At 57.2% G+C, this 21919-nt stretch carries 18 protein-coding genes; 11 read left to right on the forward strand and 7 right to left on the reverse strand.

The features are described from left to right. Positions 1-572: 572 nt before the first annotated feature. From Tel_04240 to Tel_04250, 3 genes are all read left to right on the forward strand, one after another. A complete protein-coding gene (locus Tel_04240; GenBank protein ALP52414.1) occupies positions 573-797 on the forward strand; it encodes a hypothetical protein in 225 nt (74 codons plus the stop codon). Between the two features lie 408 nt (positions 798-1205). Further along, positions 1206-5105 carry a phosphoribosylformylglycinamidine synthase gene (locus Tel_04245; GenBank protein ID ALP52415.1) on the forward strand — a complete coding sequence of 1300 codons (3900 nt, stop codon included), beginning with the start codon at positions 1206-1208 and terminating at the stop codon, positions 5103-5105. A 21-nt stretch (positions 5106-5126) separates the two neighbouring features. Beyond that, on the forward strand, positions 5127-6068 hold the full coding sequence (locus Tel_04250) for a hypothetical protein (GenBank protein ALP52416.1): 942 nt from the start codon (positions 5127-5129) through the stop codon (positions 6066-6068). Here the strand turns inward: Tel_04250 and Tel_04255 are convergent. The 4 genes from Tel_04255 to Tel_04270 all read right to left on the reverse strand — a co-directional run bounded on the left by Tel_04255 (position 6031) and on the right by Tel_04270 (position 11148). Beyond that, positions 6031-7077 (reverse strand): hypothetical protein, encoded by a 1047-nt coding sequence (locus Tel_04255; GenBank protein ALP52417.1) that lies wholly within the window; start codon positions 7075-7077, stop codon positions 6031-6033. The genes Tel_04250 and Tel_04255 overlap by 38 nt on opposite strands. Positions 7078-7187: 110 nt before the next feature. Next, positions 7188-9623, reverse strand: a complete 2436-nt coding sequence (locus Tel_04260; protein ID ALP52418.1) for a hypothetical protein — start codon at positions 9621-9623, stop codon at positions 7188-7190. A 157-nt stretch (positions 9624-9780) separates the two neighbouring features. Further along, positions 9781-10761, reverse strand: a complete 981-nt coding sequence (locus tag Tel_04265) for an oxygenase (GenBank protein ID ALP52419.1) — start codon at positions 10759-10761, stop codon at positions 9781-9783. A gap of 18 nt (positions 10762-10779) precedes the next feature. Beyond that, the gene (locus tag Tel_04270) at positions 10780-11148 is read right to left on the reverse strand and encodes a globin (protein ID ALP52420.1); all 369 of its coding nucleotides are present in this window, start codon (positions 11146-11148) and stop codon (positions 10780-10782) included. A 233-nt stretch (positions 11149-11381) separates the two neighbouring features. Between Tel_04270 and prfC the strand changes: the two genes are divergently transcribed. Continuing rightward, entirely contained in the window at positions 11382-12962 is a 1581-nt protein-coding gene (prfC, locus tag Tel_04275; GenBank protein ID ALP52421.1) for a peptide chain release factor 3, read from the forward strand. 155 nt (positions 12963-13117) lie between these two features. On the opposite strand, the gene Tel_04280 is transcribed toward prfC, so the two are convergent. After that, positions 13118-13300 (reverse strand): hypothetical protein, encoded by a 183-nt coding sequence (locus Tel_04280; GenBank protein ID ALP52422.1) that lies wholly within the window; start codon positions 13298-13300, stop codon positions 13118-13120. Between the two features lie 378 nt (positions 13301-13678). On the opposite strand from Tel_04280, the gene Tel_04285 reads away from it, so the two are divergent. From Tel_04285 to Tel_04315, 7 genes are all read left to right on the forward strand, one after another. Next, positions 13679-14335, forward strand: a complete 657-nt coding sequence (locus Tel_04285) for a hypothetical protein (protein ID ALP52423.1) — start codon at positions 13679-13681, stop codon at positions 14333-14335. Between the two features lie 259 nt (positions 14336-14594). Then, positions 14595-15035, forward strand: a complete 441-nt coding sequence (locus Tel_04290) for a hypothetical protein (protein ALP52424.1) — start codon at positions 14595-14597, stop codon at positions 15033-15035. Positions 15036-15084: 49 nt separating this feature from the next. Further along, positions 15085-15801, forward strand: coding sequence for a hypothetical protein (locus Tel_04295; GenBank protein ID ALP52425.1), 717 nt, complete (start codon positions 15085-15087; stop codon positions 15799-15801). Between the two features lie 793 nt (positions 15802-16594). Further along, complete coding sequence (locus Tel_04300; protein ID ALP52426.1) at positions 16595-17194, forward strand: alkaline phosphatase; 600 nt, start codon at positions 16595-16597, stop codon at positions 17192-17194. Positions 17195-17204: 10 nt separating this feature from the next. Beyond that, a complete protein-coding gene (locus Tel_04305) occupies positions 17205-18806 on the forward strand; it encodes a hypothetical protein (protein ID ALP52427.1) in 1602 nt (533 codons plus the stop codon). Between the two features lie 303 nt (positions 18807-19109). Then, positions 19110-19289 (forward strand): hypothetical protein, encoded by a 180-nt coding sequence (locus Tel_04310; GenBank protein ALP52428.1) that lies wholly within the window; start codon positions 19110-19112, stop codon positions 19287-19289. 304 nt (positions 19290-19593) lie between these two features. Next, entirely contained in the window at positions 19594-19806 is a 213-nt protein-coding gene (locus Tel_04315) for a hypothetical protein (GenBank protein ALP52429.1), read from the forward strand. A gap of 572 nt (positions 19807-20378) precedes the next feature. Here Tel_04315 and Tel_04320 read toward each other — a convergent pair. Both Tel_04320 and Tel_04325 read right to left on the reverse strand, forming a co-directional pair. Next, positions 20379-21437, reverse strand: a complete 1059-nt coding sequence (locus tag Tel_04320; protein ID ALP52430.1) for a hypothetical protein — start codon at positions 21435-21437, stop codon at positions 20379-20381. 11 nt (positions 21438-21448) lie between these two features. Then, positions 21449-21907 carry a hypothetical protein gene (locus tag Tel_04325; protein ALP52431.1) on the reverse strand — a complete coding sequence of 153 codons (459 nt, stop codon included), beginning with the start codon at positions 21905-21907 and terminating at the stop codon, positions 21449-21451. Between the last annotated feature and the right edge of the window lie 12 nt (positions 21908-21919).

The raw sequence follows: 21919 nt of genomic DNA on the forward strand, positions 1-21919 counted from the left end.
GGAAGAAGGGGGCGGGTCAGCCCCCTCTTTCAGCTACAGCAGAAACGCGAGAATCAGAATCAGTAGTAGCAACGTCGAAATGGTTTGCCAGATCTGTGCCGATGAGTCATTCATTCGGGAACCCTCCTAAAAGTCTGCATGGACGGAATCGTCCCTGAACTTGGGGTCAGGTCCTTCTGGATGACAAGGTCATAATAACAATATCGTAACAATCGCGCCCACACTTGATCGGGCCCTGCCCGGTGGGGGCCGGCAACAAAAAAGGCGGACCGCCGAAACGGGTCCGCCCTGGGCGACTTTATGTCATTGGTGTGAGCGCTAAATAATAAAAAAGATGACCAGTAGACTCACAAGAATTGCCGCTGAAGCGATTTCAACGGTGTCGAATGAAGATGATGTGCTCATAGTCGTATCCCCTGTCCCCGAGAACGTGTCTGCGGATGTCCGCTGCCCTTCCGTAAAAAATAATAGATGAGTAATGCGCCCAATAAAACCACGATAAAAGAAAGATAATGGGCGCGTGATCGATTTGTGAGTTTTGCGTGACAGTGTGGTGAGTCGTTGCCGCTGTAATGGACACGCTGAACCCGATCAATCAGGAGAAACCTATGAACAGCAAATCAATCAAGTTTTACACCGTTCCCGTCATGTTCGCCGCCGCCCTGGCGCTGGGTGCCTGCAGTGCTGATCCCATGATGTCGGACGACGGCATGGATAAGGGTATGGACACTCAGATGGATGACACTATGCAGGGCATGGACGGGACCATGGACGACAGCATGGATTCGAGCATGTAAGCTTGACCAGCGGGGTGGGCCGTCATGGGGCCACCCCGCCTTAAGCGCTTCAGGAACGCTCGTCCCGCCTGGCTTTGTTGAGACGATGATCGGCGGCGGCGATGAACAGGACCAGTGACACCAGTCCGACCAGTGATGCGATTTGAATATATGCCCATTCCATTGTGATAACTCCTTTGCGGTTAGTCGTGCAAGCTCGGGAGACATGCATTGAATTCCTGAGCTTTTCAGTCAAATAGCCTTTAGGTTTGTAAGGCCATTCCAGTGAGTGTTTCGACCGCGTTGGTACTTTCATTAGCCCTATAGGCACGTTTTTCACCCAGCGATTCTCACCGCTTAGCAATTCGCCCCAACCCACTGAATCAAGTAAAATAGCTCGCTCTCTCACTCTCAGATTCAGGAACGGTGATGCTCCAACTGCGCGGTAATCCAGCTTTATCCCCCTTTCGGCTGCAAAAACTGACCGACGCCATTCAGGCTCGCGTGCCGGCGGTGAGGCATGTTTATGCCGAATTCGTCCATTTCGCTGATCTGGAGCAGCGCCTGAGCAGTGCCGAAGAGCGCCTGCTTGAGCGCCTGCTGAGCTACGGGCCCACGCTGGCAGTCGAGCCGCCGCAGGGCGCGCTGCTGGTGGTGGTGCCGCGTCCCGGCACCATCTCACCCTGGTCCTCCAAGGCCACCGATATCGCCCGCAACTGCGGTCTGAGCAGTATCAATCGTCTCGAGCGCGGCAGTGCCTATTACATTCAGAAGGGCGACGGCGCGGCGCTGACTGACGCCGAACAGGCCGCTATCCTGCCGTTGATCCACGATCGTATGACCGAGGTGGTGTTTCCCTGTCTGGAGGAGGCCGAGGGGCTGTTCCAACACGAAGCGCCGCGCCCGCTGCGCAGCGTCGACATCCTGGGCGGCGGCCGTGACGCCCTGGCCGTGGCCAATCGCGACTGGGGCCTGGCCCTGGCCGCGGACGAGATCGACTACCTGGTGGAGAATTTCACCGCGCTGGGGCGCAACCCCAACGACATCGAGCTGATGATGTTCGCCCAGGCCAACTCGGAGCACTGCCGCCACAAGATCTTCAATGCCGACTGGATTATTGACGGTGATAGCAAGGACAAGTCGCTGTTCAAGATGATCCGCAACACCCATGAGCGGCACCCCGAGGGCATCCTGTCGGCCTATTCCGACAACTCGGCGGTGATCGAGGGCCAGCATGCCGGGCGTTTCTACCCCGATCCCGCGACCGGTACATACGCCTATCACCCGCAGGACACCGCCATCCTGATGAAGGTGGAGACCCACAACCATCCCACCGCCATCTCGCCCTTTCCCGGCGCGGCCACCGGCGCCGGCGGCGAGATCCGCGACGAGGGCGCCACCGGGCGCGGCTCCAAGCCCAAGGCCGGGCTGTGCGGCTTTTCCGTCTCCAATCTGCGCATTCCCGGCTTTGAACAGCCCTGGGAGACGGATCATGGCAAGCCGGGCCGCATCGTCTCGGCGCTGGACATTATGATCGATGGCCCCTTGGGCGCCGCCGCCTTCAACAATGAATTCGGCCGCCCCAACATCAACGGCTATTTCCGTACCTTCGAGGAGCTCGTCCCCGGGCCGAATGGCGCCGAGCTGCGCGGCTATCACAAACCCATCATGCTGGCGGGCGGCCTGGGCAATATCCGCCCCGAACACGTGGAGAAGCAGCGCATTCCCCCCGGCGCCCAACTGGTGGTGCTGGGCGGCCCGGCGATGCTGATCGGCCTGGGCGGCGGTGCGGCCTCATCCATGGCCACCGGCGCCAGCGCCGAGGATCTGGACTTCGCCTCGGTGCAGCGCGGCAACCCCGAAATCGAGCGCCGCTGCCAGGAGGTGATCGACCGCTGCTGGCAGCTGGGCGACGCCAACCCCATCATCTCCATCCATGACGTGGGTGCCGGCGGGCTCTCCAACGCCATGCCCGAGTTGGTCAACGACGCCGGTCGCGGCGCCCGTTTCGAACTGCGCGCCGTGCCCAACGATGAGCCCGGCATGACGCCCATGGAGATCTGGTGCAATGAGGCCCAGGAGCGTTACGTCCTGGCCATCGCGCCCGAAGACATGGAACACTTCGCCGCCCTGTGCGAGCGCGAGCGTGCGCCCTTCGCCGTCATCGGCGAGGCCACCGAGGCGCGGCAGCTGATCGTCGGCGACGGCCATTTCGACAACACTCCGGTGGACATGCCCATGGAGGTGCTGCTGGGCAAGCCCCCCAAGATGCTGCGCCAGGCCCATCACAAGCCCTTTCACAAGCCCGACTTCGACACCGCCGGGATTGATATCAAAGACGCCGCCTACCGCGTGCTGCGCCTGCCTGCGGTGGCGAGTAAAAGTTTTTTGATCACCATTGGCGACCGTACGGTTACCGGCCTGGTGGCGCGCGACCAGTTCGTCGGCCCCTGGCAGGTGCCGGTGGCCGATGTGGCCGTCACCGCCACCAGCTTCGACGGCTACCGCGGCGAGGCCATGGCCATGGGCGAGCGTACGCCCATCGCCCTGGTGGACCACGCCGCCGCGGCGCGCATGGCGGTAGGCGAGGCGCTCACCAACCTGGCGGCGGCCGACATCATCGAGCTCGGCCGGGTGGTGCTGTCGGCCAACTGGATGGCCCCGGCGGGTCATCCGGGCGAGGACGCCGGGCTCTACGAGGCGGTCAAGGCGGTGGGCATGGAGCTGTGCCCGGCGCTGGGCATCGCCATCCCGGTGGGCAAGGATTCCATGTCCATGAAGACGGTGTGGAGCGAGGACGGCGTGCAGAAGAGCGTCACCGCGCCCATGTCGCTGATCATCTCCGCCTTCGCCCCGGTGGGCGACATCCGCCAGACCCTGACCCCGGAATTGCGCCGCGACCAGGGCGATTCCGACCTGATCCTGATCGACCTGGGCAAGGGCCGCAAGCGCTTGGCAGGCTCCTGCCTGGCGCAGGTCTACAAACAGGTGGGTCACCATGCCCCGGACGTGGACGACGCCGGCACGCTGAAGGATTTTTTCAATACCATCCAGAATCTGAACCAGCTGGGAATGCTGCTGGCCTATCACGACCGTTCCGACGGCGGCCTGTTCGCTACCATTGCCGAAATGGCCTTCGCCGGTCATACCGGTGTCACGGTGCAACTGGACGACTTGGGCGATGACCACGCCGCCGCCCTGTTCAACGAGGAGCTGGGGGCGGTGATCCAGGTGCGCCACAGTGACAGCGACGTGGTGATGCAGGTGCTGCACGCTGCCGGACTGGCTCAGCACAGCCACCTGATCGGTCAGTTGAACGACAGGGACGTGGTCGAGTTTACCTTCGAGCACCGGCCTGTGCTGAGTGAATCGCGCATCGATCTGCAGCGCGCCTGGAGCGAGACCAGCTACCGCATTCAGGCGCTGCGCGACAACTCGGATTGCGCCCGGCAGGAATTCGATCGGCTGCTGGATGGCGACGATCCGGGCATCCACCCCCATCTCAGCTTCGACCAGGCGGAAGACGTGGCCGCGCCCTTCATCCACAGCGGCGTGCGCCCGCGCATGGCGGTGCTGCGCGAGCAGGGGGTCAACGGCCAAGTGGAGATGGCGGCGGCCTTCGAGCGCGCCGGGTTCGACAGTGTCGATGTGCACATGAGCGACATCATTGCCGGGCGCGTCTCGCTCAAGGATTTTAAGGGCCTGGCGGCCTGCGGCGGTTTCTCCTACGGCGATGTGCTGGGCGCCGGCGAGGGTTGGGCCAAGTCGATCCTGTTCAACGCCCGCGCCCGCGATGAATTTCAAACCTTCTTCGAGCGCCGCGACAGCGTCGGCCTGGGTGTCTGCAACGGCTGCCAGATGATGTCCAATCTGCGCGAGTTGATTCCCGGCGCTGAACTCTGGCCCCACTTCGTGCGCAATACCTCGGAACAGTTCGAGGCGCGTTTCTCGCTGGTGGAAGTGCTCGAGTCGCCGTCCGTCTTTTTGCAGGGCATGGCGGGCTCGCGCATCCCCGTCGCCGTGGCCCATGGCGAGGGCCGCGCCGAATTCGGCAGCGCCGCCGGTGCGCAGCAGGCCCTGGACGCGGGTATTGTCGGACTACGTTATGTCGATAATTACGGCAAGGCCAGCGAGGCCTATCCCGCCAATCCCAACGGTTCGCCGTTAGGCATCACCGGCCTGAGCAGCGTAGACGGGCGTTTCACCATCATGATGCCCCATCCGGAACGGGTCTTCCGTGCCGTGCAGTATTCCTCCCGGCCGCATGACTGGGCCGAGGCCGGCCCATGGTTGCGTATGTTCCGCAATGCGCGGCTGTGGCTGGAGTAAAAAACCAATTGGCAGGTCAAAATGATCATGAAACTATCGATTAACAATATTCTAGCCTTCTTGTTTCCGTTGCTGGTGGCGCTGTTGCTGACCGGTTTTATTCCGCAAGGGGCGCGCCTGGATGAGCGTTTGCAGTTGGAACGGCTTAAAGTCTCTTCGGCCAGCGAATTGGAGGCGGCCTTTGACCGGCTGGGCTACCACTGGCCACCGCAGGGCAAGGTGCCGCCGGTGGAGGTGTCGACCCTGCCCGCCGATCTCGGCAAGATCCAGGATGTGGACAGGAAGAAGTCGCTGTTCTTTCGCGCCCTGTTGCCCATCGTGCTGGCGGAAAACGAAAAGCTACGCGAACTGCGCGGCCAAGTTGTCGAGTTGTTGGACACGGGCGTGAGACATTTGGATGACAGTCAGCGCGCCTGGCTGCAGGCCATTGCCCACCAGTACAAGATCAAGCATGACATCAAGAGCGCGCGCGCCCAGCATTTGTTGCTGCGCCGCGTTGATGTGGTGCCGCCGGCGCTGGTGCTGGCCCAGGCCGCTAATGAGAGCGCCTGGGGCACGTCGCGTTTTTCCCGCCTGGGCAATAATCTCTTCGGTCAATGGACCTATCGCGAGGCGGAGGGCATCGTGCCCCTGGGCCGTCCCGAGGGCGCCAGTTATGCGGTGCGTTCGTTTCCGTCCATCGATGCCTCGGTGCGCGCCTATCTGCGCAATCTCAACACCAATCCGGCGTATCAATCCTTGCGCGTGATGCGCGCCCAAATGCGCGATGCGGGTGGAGCCCTGGATGCCGTGGCGCTGGCCACCGGGCTGGAGGCCTATTCCGCCCGCGGTCAGGCGTATATCGATGAGCTGCAGCTGATGATGCGCGGTAACCGCTTGGTGAGCCTGCTGGACGCCGTTGAGCTGGATCGTTCCACTGCGGCCTTCAGTCAGTCCCGCCAGGGCGAATCCACGGCTGGCTGAACCAATAGAAGCGTCCTGACTCGCCCGCCGGGGCGGTGCAGTTATAGCGACTGCGTCCCGCGGGCAAATCTTTATCGGCCCGTATCTGGGCCTGGTATTCACGTACCCATTTCACCTCGATGCGTCCCTGACCGCTGGCGAAGCAGCTCAGCTGCGTGAGCGGCGCGTGTTGGCGCTCGAAGCTCAGTGTCAGGGTGGGCCGGGCCGCGTCGGTGACCGGATTCACCGGCGGCGTTTGCTGCAGCGGCATGGCCAGACTCGACACCTTGGTGGCGAACTCATCCGGGTCGCCGAAATCCTCCGCCATGGGGAAACGCGGCAGGAAGCGGAAGTCCGAGGTGACACCCATGGCGCCCGAGTGTTGGCCCATGCCGACCATGCCCAGCGATGCCACCATTTGCGCCAGCGCCAAATTATATTCGCCATAGGGGTAGGCGATGACGTCGATAACGGCATCGAGTTCATCGTCAAGACGTTGCTGGGCGCTGCGAATGTCATCGGTGACGCGTCGACGCCATTGCGCCTCGGTTTCGCCGGGCAGGCGCCGGATCAAATGGTCGTGGCTACGCGAATGATTGCCGAAGCTGGCGCCGTGTTGTTGCATCTCACGCATCTGTTGCCAGCTCATGTAATTGGAAAAGCCCTTGTCGATGTAGTCGGTGGAAACGAACACCGTAAACGGCCAGCCGCGCTTCTTGAGGCGCGGATAGGCTTGGCTGTAGATGCTGTCGTAGGCATCGTCCATGGTGATCACCACGGTCTTGTCGGGCAGCGTCTCGCCGGTCTGCAGGGCGTCCAACACCGTCATCAGCGGCAGTACCTTGAAGTCGCTATCTGCGAGATAGTCCAGGTGTTGCTCGAACTGTTCCAGACGAATGTTGGTGCTGGGGTATTTTTCCACGCCGAAGTGGTGATACATCAGCCCCACGGCCGAGGATTGGGCGGCGGGCAGGGCGCTGCTGTTCAGCAGGGCGAGTAGCGCGAGATTGGCTAAGGTTAGATTTCTCATAATGACCGATAATGACTGAATGTGTGAGTCGGGCCGACACCGGCGTGTCGCTTCGTTCAGCATTATAGGAAATTACGGGGCGGGCCGTCACCCGTATCGCCGCGCCGCGATCAGCGGATACACACCGCCCTGACGTGGGGCAGGTCGAGATAGCCTTGCAGGATCTTTTCGATGCCGTCCTGTTTGAGGGTGCGCATGCCTTCATTGAGCGCTTCGAAATGGAGTTCCGCCGCCGGAGTGCGCGCGACGATCTTCTGTTTGATCTTGGGCGAAGCGATCATCAGTTCATGCAGGCCGATGCGGCCGCGGTAGCCGGTATCGTTGCAATCGTTACAGCCGGTGGGTTTGTAGAGGGTGAAGCCGCCGCGCTTGTTAGCGTGATGGTTGCGCCAGTCCGCAATCAGGTCGTCGATATACGGCTGTTGCTCCGCTGCGCCGAAATGGGGGGGCAGCATGTCCTTGATGTATTCGTGGGCCAGGTGTTGCAGCTCCTGGTCATCGGGTTGGTAGGAACGTTTGCAGTTGGGGCACAGCGTCTTGGCCAGACGTTGGGCCAAAATACCGATCAGGGCGTCGGCGAAATTAAACGGGTCCATTTCCATGTCCAACAGGCGTACCAGACTCTCCGCGGCACTGTTGGTATGCAGGGTGGAGAGCACCAGGTGACCGGTAAGCGAGGCTTCGATGCCCATGCCGGCGGTCTCGGCGTCACGCATCTCACCGACCATGATGACGTCCGGGTCGGCACGCAGAAAGGCGCGCATGGCGGCGGCGAAGTCGAGGCCGATTTTGGGGTTGACCTGCACCTGACGCAGCCCCGGCTGGGTGATTTCGATCGGATCCTCGGCGGTCCAGATCTTGCGTTCGGCGTTGTTGAGATGGCCCAGCACCGAATGCAGGGTGGTGGTCTTGCCCGAGCCGGTGGGGCCGCATACCAGGAACAGGCCATAGGGCTTGGAGACGGCATCCAGCAAACGGTCGCGGTTATTGATGCTCAGCCCCAGGGCGTTGACGGGGATGTTCTTGCCGCTGGTGAGAATACGCATCACCACGTCTTCCAGCTCATTGGCCGTGGGCAGGGTGGCGACACGTAACTCGATGTTGGCCGGGCCGAACTTCTTGAAACTGATCTTGCCGTCCTGGGGTTTGCGTTTCTCCGAGATGTCCATGCGCGCCATGACCTTGATGCGCGAGATCAGGGCGTTGCGGTATTGGGCCGGGAACTTGTGGTAGACGTACAGGCTGCCGTCCTTTCTAAAACGCACCACCACCTTGGTCCTGCCCGGATTGGGTTCGATGTGTACGTCCGAGGCGCCCTGTTGATGGGCGTCGATGATGATCTTGTTGATGATCTTGACAATGATGTTGTCGGAGATGGTGACGTCTTCCTCTTTGAAAGAGAAGCTGTCGTTGTGCGCGCCGTCGTCGAAGGCCTCTTCGTCCTCCAGGTCGTCGATGCGGTGCAGGATGTCGTCCGAGGTGTAATGGAATTGCAGCGCCCAGTTGATGTCCTCGGCGCTGGCCATCACCGGCTCGATGTATTTGTTGGTGTTGAAACGCAGGGCGTCGAGCGCGGTCCAGTCCATGGGGTTTTCGATGGCCAGGATCAGCTTGCCTTCGTGCAGCGACAGGGGCACCACCTTGTGCTTGAAGGCCAGATCGGCGGGAATCTGGTTGATGATATCCGGGGTGACCTTGAACTCCTGGATATGCACGAAGGGAATGCCCAGTTTCTTGGCCAGGGCCTGCTGAATCTGGTCACGGTTGATGATGCCCTTGTCCACCAGGATCTCCCCCAGGGGTTTCTGGCGGTTGCGCTTCTGGTGTTCCAGGGCGTCTTCAAGATCATCCTCGGTGATCAGGCTTTCGCTGATCAGGATCTCGCCCAGTTTCAGGTTGGGCATGCTCTTCTGCCGACTCAGGGCCGCCTGGAGTTGCTTTTCGTTGACGATCTTGTTCTCGACCAGGAATTCGCCCAGGGGTTTGGCCCGCGCCGCCTGCTGCTCCTTGACCGCCAGCTCGATCTCTTCGCTCGGCACATTGTGATCCTTGGCCAGGATGTCACCGATCTGGTCGCCGATCAGATTGCTCTCGATGGAGGATCGGGGGATGAAAATATGGATGTACTGGCGCAGATACTGGTTGCTGCCGTGCTCCTTGAACAGGTGCAGGCCGTTCTTGTCGACCCGGGTGCCGAAGGTTTTGCCGCGCAGCTTGGTATGGTCTTTAAAGGTGATCAAAAATTCCTGCAGTTCGGCGCATGTCTTCAGGCCTGATTTACTGCTTTTGATCAGGCTCATGTCCTGCACCCATTGCAGCGGCGTGGACAGGTGCATGGCCTTGATGTCGTACATCAGGATTTCGGTTTCCTGCTTGTCCTGAGCTTGCAGAATCCTGATCTTGCCTTCTTCGACCTTAAAGGCCCTGAGCTTGCCGTCCACGCGGCGGCCGTTGATATAAAATACGGTGACGGCCGAGTTGGTCAGGATGGGCGCATTGTCCCGGTCACTGAGGGGGGGCAGGGGAAGCTCAATGATATCGCTCATGCGGCACTCTCTAAGTTTGGTTCAGGCTAAGATAATACAGATACTTAGATCGGTCCCAAAGCGGTAATCTGAAGCCCTGGGGAGAAATGCGGGTGAGGCTTGAATTGGCTGGGCGCTGCTTTGCGGAGGTGCGCTGGGGTCGCGGGGATGCGCTCGATCAGGCCGGCGCCCCGGCTTCGCTGAAGGTAAACGGATCGGCGTGAATCTGATCGAAATTGGCGCCGGCGAGAAAGGCCTTCTTCTTGGTGTTGTTGACCATCTCCGGATGGCCGCAGAGGTAGACGCGCCAGCCGTCGAGTTTGGGGAACTGTTGCAAGGCCAGCTCATTGGCGCGACCTGCGGCGAAGCCGTGGTTGTCCGGGCCGGAGAGACAGGGGGTATAAAACATGTTGTCGTGCTGCTCGGCGAGTTGTTTCAGTTCGTCGATCAGATAGAGCTTGCCGCGCTCGCGGCCGCCGTGGAACAGGTGGATCTGGCCGCGGTGGCCGTGTGCCAGGGCATCGCGAACAATGCCGTATAGCGGTGCCAATCCCGAGCCGGTGCCGATCAACAATAAATTTTGTTCCGGGGCGCTGTCGATGTAAAAGCAATCGCCGTGCGGGCCGTCGATTTGCAGTGTCTCGCCCGCTGCCAGCTCATTTCGTATCCAAGCGCTCATGCGGCCGCCGGCAATATGTTCTACGTGCAGTTCGAGATAGCCGTCCCGGGGCAGGCTGGCGATGGAATAACTGCGTATCAGGCCGTCGTCGCGGTGCAGGTTGATGAACTGACCGGGACGGTAATCGAAGGCGGATTCCGGTTTCAGGCGCAGCCGCACAATGGTCTCGTTAAAAGGGGTCTTGTCCATCACCGTAGCGTCGCTGCGGGGCAGATCGGCCTCGTCCGCGGCGCCCACGGTCAAATCCTCCGCCGGCGTGCAGATGCAGGCCAGGAAGTAGCCCTGTTGCTGTAGTTGGGGCTTCAGGCCCTTTTGCGCCTCGGACGGCGGTGCGCCGCTGGTGGCTTTGACCATGCAGGTTTGGCAGACGCCGGCACGACAGGAAGAAGAGAGTTCCACGCCATGCCGCGCCAGACACTCCAGCACGGATTCGTCGCTGCGACATGCGTAGGTGTGTTCTGCATAGGTGATATTTGGCATGGCGTGGAAGGGGGGTGCTTAGCGTCCGAGGACGTCGTTACGGGTGCTTTCGGCAATGGCTGCGGCTTCGCCGATGAGATCGTCGGCAACGCCCAGCTCTTTCAGCGTGGCGCCGAGATTTTCCATGACGGCATCGAAGTGGCTGTCGTCCAACCCACGGGCGACCAGGTGGGCGTGGGCGGCGCGCATGTCTTTGCCGCTGTAATTGGCCGGGCCACCAAAGGCGAAGGTGAGGAACGCCTTCTGCTTGGCGCGTTGCTTGTCCATATCGGTGGTTTCGAAAAACTGGTTGATGCGGTCATCGGCGAGTACTTTGCGATAGAACAGGTCGACGGCTGCGTCAACGGCGGCTTCTCCCCCGATACGGTCATACAGGCTTTCACTCATGGTGCTCTCCTCGTGGTTGTTTGTATTGGATCATTGGGTGGTGCAAACAAAGTTATTGGTAGAATCTACCTTTATCTGAATGTGACTTTGGAACAGTAACATATTTAAAGTGTAATTCAAATACATTATTGAGCGGGTGCTGTATGTAAGGCCAAATTTTTTTGCAGGGGGCGGACAGACGCGTGCGAATAAGGTTAAAATCACCGCCCTTACAGTCGTAGAAACAGAGGCTTATGTCCCAGCTCAGTGATCAAGCGGCATGCCGCCGCACCTTCGCCATTATCTCCCACCCCGATGCCGGTAAAACCACGCTCACGGAAAAACTGCTGCTGTTCGGCGGTGCCATTCAGCTCGCCGGCACGGTCAAGGGGCGCAAGGCGGCGCGTCACGCCACCTCTGACTGGATGGAGATGGAAAAGCAGCGCGGCATCTCGGTGACCACTTCGGTGATGCAGTTCCCCCACGGCGATAAGATCATGAACCTGCTCGACACCCCGGGCCATGAGGATTTCTCCGAAGACACCTACCGCACGCTCACGGCGGTGGATTCGGCCCTGATGGTGATCGACTGCGCCAAGGGGGTGGAGGCGAGGACCGTCAAGCTGATGGAGGTCTGCCGCCTGCGCGACACGCCCATCATCACCTTCATCAACAAGCTCGACCGCGAAGGCCGCGAGCCGATCGAGTTGCTGGATGAAGTGGAAGACGTGCTCAAGATCCAATGCGCCCCCATCACCTGGCCCATCGGCATGGGCAAGAATTTCAAGGGCGTGTTCGATCTCTACAACGACCGCATCCACCTGTTCAGTGCCACGCACGGCGGCAGGATCCAGCACGGCGAAGTGATCCAGGGTCTGGATAATCCGCGCCTGGATGCATTATGGGGTACCCTGGCGGCGGAGGTGCGCGAAGAGATTGAGCTGGTGCGCGGCGCCAGTCACGCCTTCGATTTCGAGGCCTATCGCAACGGCGAGCTGACACCGGTATTCTTCGGTTCCGCCATCAACAACTTCGGCATCAAGGAATTGCTCGATGCCTTCGCTGAATGGGCGCCGCCGCCGCAGCCGCGCGAAACGCGCACGCGCAGGGTCGAACCGGGCGAAGATAAGTTCACCGGATTCGTGTTCAAGATTCAGGCCAATATGGACCCGCAACATCGAGACCGGGTCGCCTTTATGCGGGTCTGCTCCGGCAGCTATAACAAGGGCATGAAGATGCGTCATGTGCGCATCGCCCGCGATGTGCAGATCTCCAATGCCATCACCTTCCTGGCCAGTGATCGCGATCATGTGGAACAGGCCTTCCCCGGTGACATCATCGGCCTGCATAACCACGGCACCATCCAGATCGGCGACACCTTCACCATGGGTGAGGAGCTCAAATTCACCGGCATTCCCAACTTCGCACCGGAGCTGTTTCGGCGCGCCCAGTTGAAGGACCCTATGAAGATGAAGGCCCTGCAAAAGGGCTTGCAACAGCTCTGCGAAGAGGGCGCGACCCAGTTATACAAACCGCTCAACAACAATGATCTGATTCTCGGCGCCGTCGGTGTGTTGCAATTCGATGTGGTGGCGCAGCGACTCAAGGATGAGTACAAGGTCGATTGTATGTTTCAGCCGGTGCAAGTAGCCACCGCTCGGTGGGTGAGCTGTGAGAATGAAAAGAAGTTCGCCGAGTTCCAGAAAAAGGCGGCGGATAATCTTGCTATCGACGGGGCAGGGCAGTTGGTCTATATCGCGCCGACGCGGGTGAATCTGCAGTTAGCACAGGAGAAGTACCCGGATGTGGCGTTTCATGCCACGCGCGAGCACTGAGTGCGCGACTACATTGGGTGCTATCTATATTCAAACGGGCAAGGCGCGCCAGGTAAGCCCCAACAGCCCCACGCTGCAGCTGTTTCTCGCCGTCGGCGTGGGACAAGGTGGCGCTCGTTACGAAACGGCCGGGCGGCGCTGTACACCGACGCTTATCAAGCGTCTTTGGGGCCGAATAATAGCCAGAGAATCAATCCCAATACGGGCAGCACCAGGATCACCACGATCCAAAGGACCTTGGCGCCAGTACCTGCAGCACTTTGAATTATCTTGACTATAGCCCATACGTCCAATACCAGAATAATTAGGCCTAATAACCCACCGACTTCAATGCCCATAACATCTCCTTGTTGTGCCATCACTAATTCACCGTTGCCGTGGCCATTGTACGCCCTAGCTCGGGAAGTTGCCCGGGCGACTGGCGTGGTGACATGAACATAATAAGCATCGCGGTATTTCCTCTAGCAAAACCGATACGCGCCAGACAGGGCGTCCGCGCCCATCGCGCGCCTCCCTAAGTACCCTGGGCTCGGGTCCCCTCTTTGTCGGCGCCTGATGTGGCTTCTTTCAATGAGGCTCAGGCATTGATATTTTTCAATGCTGTCCTAAGAAAAATAATCCCAAATAACATAATGTAATCCGTGTGGGTATTGCTGATGCCCCAAATCAATGCTTGAACCAATAAGGCTGGCAACTCACAGCTGGATGTCCTGACTATGATTGCGGATACCCTTTTAGTTGTGAATAAAAAGGCGCGCAAGGGGCAGTCCGATCTGTGCGCGGGAATAGATGTCTTGCGCCAAGCGGGGTGGCGCCTTAGGGAAGAATATCCCGCTCAACCGAATGAAATTCCAGAATTGATCCAGCGCTATGGTGCGGATATGGAGCGCATAATCATCGGTGGCGGCGACGGGACGCTGAACCGAGCCGCCGAGGCCTTGATTCAGTGCAAACGCCCGGTAGGTTTGATTCCGCTGGGAACAGCGAATGATTTGGCGCGCACCTTGAGTCTTCGAGCCGACATTGTCCCGGCGTGCGTTAGCCTTATCAATGGGAAGTTGCACGAAATTGATCTGGGTAATGTCAACGGCAAGCACTTTTTTAATGTTGCCAATATCGGTGTCGGGGTTAAGGTGACGCAGAAGATATCGAAGCAGGGCAAGCAACGCTGGGGCGTGCTGGCATACTTGCGCAGTCTTTACCTTGCGCTCAAGACTCGTCACCCCTTCGAACTTACGCTTCGTGTCGATGGAAAAGAGGAAAGGGTAAGATCCATCCACGTTGCCGTGGGTAATGGACGTCACTACGGTGGTGGGGTGACCATTATGTCTGACGCCCGCATCGATACCAACAGCTGTATATGTCCAGTGTGAAGCCGCAAAGCATCGCTGGATTGGTGAAATTGATCCCGGCGCTGCGGCGTGGAGATATCCAACATAATGATCAAGTATTGTTGCGTCGGGGGCGGAATATCGACATTGAGACGGTTAAGTCAATGGTTCTTGATACCGATGGGGAATTGCTTACGCGCACGCCGGCGCATTTCACGGTTTCTCGAAAGGCCCTTACGGTAATCGTTCCCAGAGACTATCGGTCAGAAGATGAGGCTTAGGCAATGCCTCCGGAGGGACAATGATCTTGAGAAACGATGGCTCTGTAGCATTGGATAAAATCACGCACGCATGCCAGGTCGCGGCAGACCACTACCAGAAGTTCGCCGATAGTGTCGATTCGGACGACTTAAGTAATATGTTTCGCCGCTTGGCGGCAATGCACCGAGGCCAGGTCGCCTGCCTGGATAGTCTGGTTCGAGGAATGGGTGAGCTGCCCAGCCGGCCCGATCCCGATTTGGAAACTTTGCAGCGCCTCGGCGTCTGGCTGCGCGCGGCAATGGCGGATAGAGAACGAGACGTGTTATTGCACAAGGCCGAAGACCTTGAGAGAGATGTGAAAAATGCGATTGAAGAAGCATTGCGGCATGAGCTGCCGGACGGCGAGATCTCGATAATAAACGAAATGCACGCCAACGCGGGTGCCGCGCTGGCGCAATTTTCCAGGGCGCTGCGCAAATGAAGATAGGCGGCCGAAATATCCACCACAAGCCAGCGCGAACACCTCGAGCATGAAGCGGCGCCGCGCTCGCAAGGATTGGATCTACAATAAGAACACGTGGAAAACCCTGATTGTTCCAGGGGGGCTAATCCTCGCTATATTCATTCTGGGGCGGATAGTCGATCTGCAGAGCTATTTCGAAACGGCGCAGCAATGGAGCTGGAGACTGGGTGCCTGGGGACCGGTCGCCTTTGGCGCATTATATATCGTGGCGATGCTATTCTTATTGCCCGGTACGCCTTTCACTATACTCGCCGCGCTGTTATTCGGGACGCTGTGGGGGTATGTCACCATGCTGAGTGCGACAACAATCGCCGCGACGGTGGCGTTTTTTATGTCGCGCTATGTGGCCAAGGATAGACTAGAAAAACAATTGTCGGGCCTGGACGACTATCATAAGGTTCGTCGATGGGTGGAGACCAACCATTGGCTGGCTATTCCGTTTCTAAGGGTTATGCCTATGTTTCCTTTTGCCATAAATAACTATGTGTTGGGGTTGACCAATATTCCGTTTTGGATATATATGATCGCCTCTATGGCCATTTTTGTGCCGATGACCGGTGTCATGATATTCGGTGCACAAAGCTTATACCGGGCCATGGTGGCGGGCGAAGTGGCCTGGGGCATGATCGGCGGTGCAGTTGCGGCGGGCTTGGTGATATTGCTCCTAGGGATGACCGGAAAAAAGGTGTTTATGAGGGACGATCAGGGTCAAGCTGAGCAATAACTCACGCTCTACGGGGACGAGGTGATCCGGGTGATTGTTGGCATTGACTTCGGTGGCGATCAATTGGATCAATTATGGGGTGTGATTCGTGGCGTGCTTGATTGCATTGGCCGGCGTGTATGCTTAATGGAAAAACGGGCCGTACTTGTTGAGCCGCCCAGGCAGGTTACGGTGCCCGGGGATCGTCTATCTGACTATTGGCGGGCTGGTATCCTGGCAGTGCTGGCTAATAGGGGGCGCCACAAATGCCAAAGCCGCAATCCGGCTCCTAAAGAGTTTGCCTGCAGGGGAACATGCTATTGGCCATCGGCCTGGCGCGCTAGAGTCTGTGGCGGTCGGATGCCCTTGCATTTGGGATCTGTAGCATTCTTGAAACGCTCTATCGATGTATTCAGCCCAAGTCATAATGGTGTCATTTTTTTCAACGCCTTCTGATTAATTGGTTACACCGGGTCTGTGCTTTGTATCATCGTCCTCTGTAACCAACACGCCAGTAGCCAATGGCGCCATTGTCTGTCTTGTAGGCCTTGGCTTTGTTCCGTTGATCGATCTCTTTATACGTTGCGATAATTTCTATATCTGCATATATCGCCAAGGCCTAAAAGACGCTTTGCCAACCATAGGCTCGGTACGCGCGGATACAAGGCGTTTTATCCGATTATAAGAATTCATGGCAATAGAATGCGATGTGTGGTTCTCGATATTTATGCCAATGCGCGCTGTTGAAAATTGTGCTAATAGTGGTGGCCTCACGCAGTCAACGAAGCAGGCGTAGCTTGTTTACAGAGCACGGATGAATATACATATCGTAAGCACAACTCTGCGGCAGAGATTCGAAAGGCTTGTCACTTCCAAGCATCTGGTGAGCGGCATGGCGATTGCTTCGTTTGCCGAATCGACCGTGGTGCCTGTGCCCTTGGAGGTGGTGCTCGTTCCTGCGATGCAAGCGAATCGTCAGCGTCTCTGGTGGCTGTCAGGCGCCGCCCTGGTGGGTTGCCTGTTAGGCGCAATAGTGGGGTATGCCATCGGCTATTGGTTTGTCAGTGCGATCGGGGAGCAGATTGTGAATCTGTTCGGAAACACGCAGCAATATGAGAAAGCATTAGCGCAAATCAGAAATAACGGGTTTTGGTTTGTGCTGAGTGTCGGGCTGATACCTATCCCCTTTCAAATCGCCATGCTTGCGGCCGGTGCTGCGAAATATTCTTTGTTTGGCTACCTTTTGGCAACCTTTATATCAAGAGGAGTGCGGTATTTCAGCCTGGCGCTACTCGTATGGAAATACGGTGATGGGGCGCAGGCGCTGATTGAAAGGCACAAGTGTGCCAGCATGGCCACGATAACTGGATTAGTGATCGGCCTCTGGGGGTTAAGGTGGGTGCTTGGGAATTAGGTGACTTGGCATGAGAAAAACAAAGATTGCAGCAGTGATTGTGCTAGGCGTCCTTGCAGGCTGGGTGATATTTAATACGTTGTTTGATTTTTACGGAGGGCGACCGGAGACACCGACTCAACTCATGCAGCTGGACAGTTACGATGAGGGCATGAGTTTAAGAGAAGTGTTTGAAACATTCCCGGCGTATGGGGCAGGGCGTGCGGATTTACGCCTTTTGAATGATAACAATCTTGCCTGGGCAGCGCGCTGGGATCTGCTCGATAAAGCCCGGCAGAGCATCGATGTTAGCTACTTCATACTCAAGCAGGATGTATTCGGCATCGCCTTTCTAAGCCACTTATTAAAGAAGGCTAAGGAAGGTGTCAAGGTGCGTATCCTGCTTGATGCCTATGGTTCGAGGTTGTCGTGGGATTTGGAGGGAAACGATTATCTAGATGCCCTGGTGAATACAGGCAATGTCGAGATACGGATGTACCGGCCACTGTATGATCGCGTTCTGCAGGGGATTATACACCTGAGCGTGGCGGTCGCCGTGGCGAGTGAGCACGATAAGATCCTAGTTGTGGACGGCAAACGCGCGATTACCGGCGGTAGAAACATCGCCAAGGAATATTTTTCGCACCCGGCCGATGCAGAGATGGTATTCCGGGATGTGGAAGTGGAGGTGTCGGACCAAGGCGCGGCACAAGCGCTTACGACGGCGTTCGAAACCCAGTTTCTGTCTGATGGCGCTGAACCGGTCTCAAGCGAAATATTGAACCTAAACACGCAAAAGGCGGATTTAAACCGGGCATATCAGGCCATGGATAGTTGGTTGCGTGGTGAGGGACAGGGGCGTGTTAAGGAGATTGTGAGTGAGGCGCATGAGTGGCGGGAAGAGATGTTGGCAATGGCTCATCTAGAAGGGAATCTATCGACACCTTTGCCGCCCTACCTCAACGCTGAGATTCGCGTGCTTGACAGCGCCGCAAGGTTCGGTATGCCGGGGGATGCCATATCCCTTGCGGGTACGCGTTTGGTTAACTCTGCCCGTGAGGAAATATTTATCCAAAACCCGTATGTCATGGTGTCTGAAGAAACTCTCGGGGTGTTCGCGCAGGCATCGAAAAACGGGGTTCCCATTACCTTGTTTACCAATAGTCCGGAAGCGTCAGAAAGTATTGTGAGTCAGGCTTTTTTCCTGGAACAGTGGCCCTATATTCTTAGTGCTGTTCCGACACTAAAACTGTATGCCAATGACGATAAGCAAATGGTGCATGCCAAACTGGCTAGCTTCGACAATATTGTCAGTTTGATTGGCACCTACAACCTATCACCCTTAAGTATGGCGACTAACAGCGAAATCGTTATCGCAGTATGGTCGCGTGAATTTTCCCGGCGGCTTACACAAAGGCCACGAAAACAATTGGACCAGGGGCGGCCAGGGGTCTATCAATACCGCATCCAGCGTCATCCCGATGGCAGTGCAATGGTCAATGAAGAAGGGGCGCCTGTTGTGGCGTTTGGGCCGAAGGATCACATCGATATGGAAGACAATGAAAAAAACAAGTTTGTATTGGGGGTGATCAAGTCAGTTGGGGCGGCGGCCGGTGTGTCGCCTTTTTTTTAGCGCTCAATCTGCCGTATAACAGCTGTTCGGGTAGGAAAGGCAGAGCTGCGGATAATGAGTCCGATGGCCCCGGCACAATGTCTGCCACAGTATGCCTCCCGGCGATATTCGGCTGACAGGCACAGGGAGCGAAACACTATGAGATCGAGTGTTAAGTGGATGGAAATCTCATTGGCCGGACGGCTTGCGATGGTAATGCTCGTTATCCTACTCGTCGAGTCTTATCTGCCGCCCGCGCTCTGTATCCACACCTGTGGAAGGTCGAAGCGCCCGTGATTTCCGCATGAACGACTTCGATATAGAGTGGCAGGCATTCAGATTCAGAGTGACGCTACGCTTGCGATCCTTTCGGTAAGTCTGGGCGAGGGCGAGGCGGTGTTGAAAGGCGCTGTTGCAGTCGCGTTAGCGGCGATCGCAGCGGACGTTAAATCTGCGCTTGTGGAAAATCTGCCTGTGGGGCCGCGGCTGTTGATGTGGATGTAACGAAGGCGTGGTTACCTCGCGGAAGTTTGCCGATAGCGCGGCGATCTTGAAGATACTGGGAGCCGTCTCGAAATAGGTAGATGGATTGGAATATATCTGCAAAAAATGTTTACGTATACCCGCTATGCCCGCGAGCCAATTTCAGGCATTGGCTTGGAGTGGCGTGTGAGCGATGGGTTTATTGAGAATTGTCAATGCGAGAAGTGGATTTGTTTGAGACGATGTGACCTTGGTATAGATAGAGAAGTCACGTCTGCATTGATGTGTTTTCGATAAACAGTTCATTCATAAAGAGGATTAGAGCATGGCGATAAATAAATCCATAATTGAGGGTAATTGGAATCAATTCCGTGGCGAAGTCCTCAGCCAGTGGGGCAAATTAACGGATGATGACGTAGATCAGGCGAAAGGGGATGTGACCAAGCTTATCGGGCGTTTGCAAGAGCTATATGGCTATGAACGCGATGAAGCTGAAAAGAAGATACAGTCGCTAGAAGGCAATTTGGGCAAGAAATAGATATAACTAGAGATGCCATTGACTACCCAGGAGAGGTATATTGCATCGGCGTGAACTCCCTATTGCATGAAATTACGTGATGGGCGTGTAACTCAGGGGTAGTGGGTGCGCTGACACGTGGGGTCGTCAATCGATAATGTAGCGACTGTCCCGATCAAGTCGCCCAGCTTAAAGGTTTTCGTCTAGTCAAGAAAGGAGGTTCGTCATGTTGTCTTGGGCAATAACGTTTCTCGTGATCGCATTGATTGCAGCGGTGTTGGGGTTTACCGGGATTGCCGGTACGGCCGCATGGATAGCTCAGGTACTGTTTGTTGTTTTTCTGATTGCATTTGTCATTTCACTGTTCGTCGGTCGGCGTGCGCCATAGTAATAAGCGGTGAAATACGTGACAAGCATTGGCAGTCGGCGCTGATTTATGGTGCTGGAGTTTTTCATTCTGGGCATCACCGGACATTAGATTAGGTATGTATCCGCCGGACAGGGATTTTTGGAGGGCAACGGTAGGCCACGGTTGCATAGGCGCATCAACGATGTACAGCGCTTTTCATTGCCAAGTATCAGGCGCTGGCTGGCTATTTCTGGTTAGGGCTGTGTTCGCCGAGGAGGCGTACTGGGTCGCCAAGTATGTTTTGTACGTAGAGTATCTGAATCGTCACGATCGCGACTACTGCCAGGGGGGTGGCGATCAACACTCCAAACAGGCCATAGAATAGTCCCATGGAAAATTGCATGGTAAGCAAGACGGCGGGAGCGAGCGCGACGGCGCGTCTCTGGATCCAAGGGGTTAGAAAGTTACCTTCGATAAACTGGACGAGGGTATAAATAGCGATCACGTATCCGGCCGTCAGCGGAGATTCCAGTAATCCCAGCAGAATGGCGGGTACAGCCGATGCAATAGGGCCGATGTATGGCACAAAGGCGAACAGCCCGGCAATGACCCCTAGCACCAAGGCCAGCGGCATATCAATCAGCATTAGGCCGGCGGTGGTCAACACGCCGACGACTACCATTGACGCAAGGCGACCCAGCATCCACCAGCTCAAGGCGTGATTCAAAGCGCGCATGAGTTGCCGCGCCCGGTCACGGTTTACTTTTGGGACCAGGTGTAGGAAGCCGCCTAGATATAACTGTGGCTGGATGGCAATATAAAATCCGATAAGAACCGTTAGGAACATATTGGTCATGGCGCCCATGGTGGTGGAGAATATACCTGTTATCCCACTCATGATCTGTGCGCCATCCGGCTGTAGGTTTTCAAGTGGCAAATTTTTCTGAAGATCTGTCCACCAGGATTTATGCGTCACTACGGCTTGTAATCGGTCTATGGCGAGGGGTAAGCGCTCAGTCAGTTGTGCCATTTGGCTGCCGAAGCCGGGACCGATGAGCACAAAAAATAGGGTCATCAGGAAGACCAGCAGCAAGATGACTCCGACTCGTAGTATTAATGAGGGCTCGGATCGTTGAGAGGGAATTAAACTCACGATGGCGTTGATGAATACGGCCAACAATACGGCGGCGAACAGCACTAAAAATATTTTTGAGCCTGGCCATAGCATAAACAAGGCCAGGCCGATTACAAGGATTAACCCCAGTACTGAACGCTGATTGTTCCTGAGTGAAAAATCCGGCACGGAAATGGGTGCTATTTGGGGCGATTACGGCGATAGTGACGCCGAGGCCTTGCCGGCCCTGTGTCTATGTTGGGTCTTTGTTTACGGCGGCGCTTCTTGAGACGGTTGCGTACCGCCGGGCCGGTATTCAGGATTACACCGGCCACCAGCGCGGCGATCGCCACATCCGTGGTGCGAATGCCGCGCTGACTCACATGCCCTCCAATGAGTTCGCCCAGATGAGCTGCGTTGTCTATCTGTACCTGGTTCGCTTTCGTAGGCGGCGCAGGAAGTGGCGCTGATGGCGAGCGGCGCTGCGTAATCCGATGTACGATTAGCCCTGCGATTACGGCCAGTATGACTATTGCCGCGCCCACCATCAGTCCGGCAAGCCACGGCGCATACGCTTCGCGTGCGGAGACGTAGGCACCCACGGCAATAAATCCCAGTCCGCCCAGTGTCGCCAGACCGAAGAATATCATCAGACCCATCTCCGCAACGCG

The sequence above is a fragment of the Candidatus Tenderia electrophaga genome (assembly GCA_001447805.1).
Classification (GTDB): domain Bacteria; phylum Pseudomonadota; class Gammaproteobacteria; order Tenderiales; family Tenderiaceae; genus Tenderia; species Tenderia electrophaga.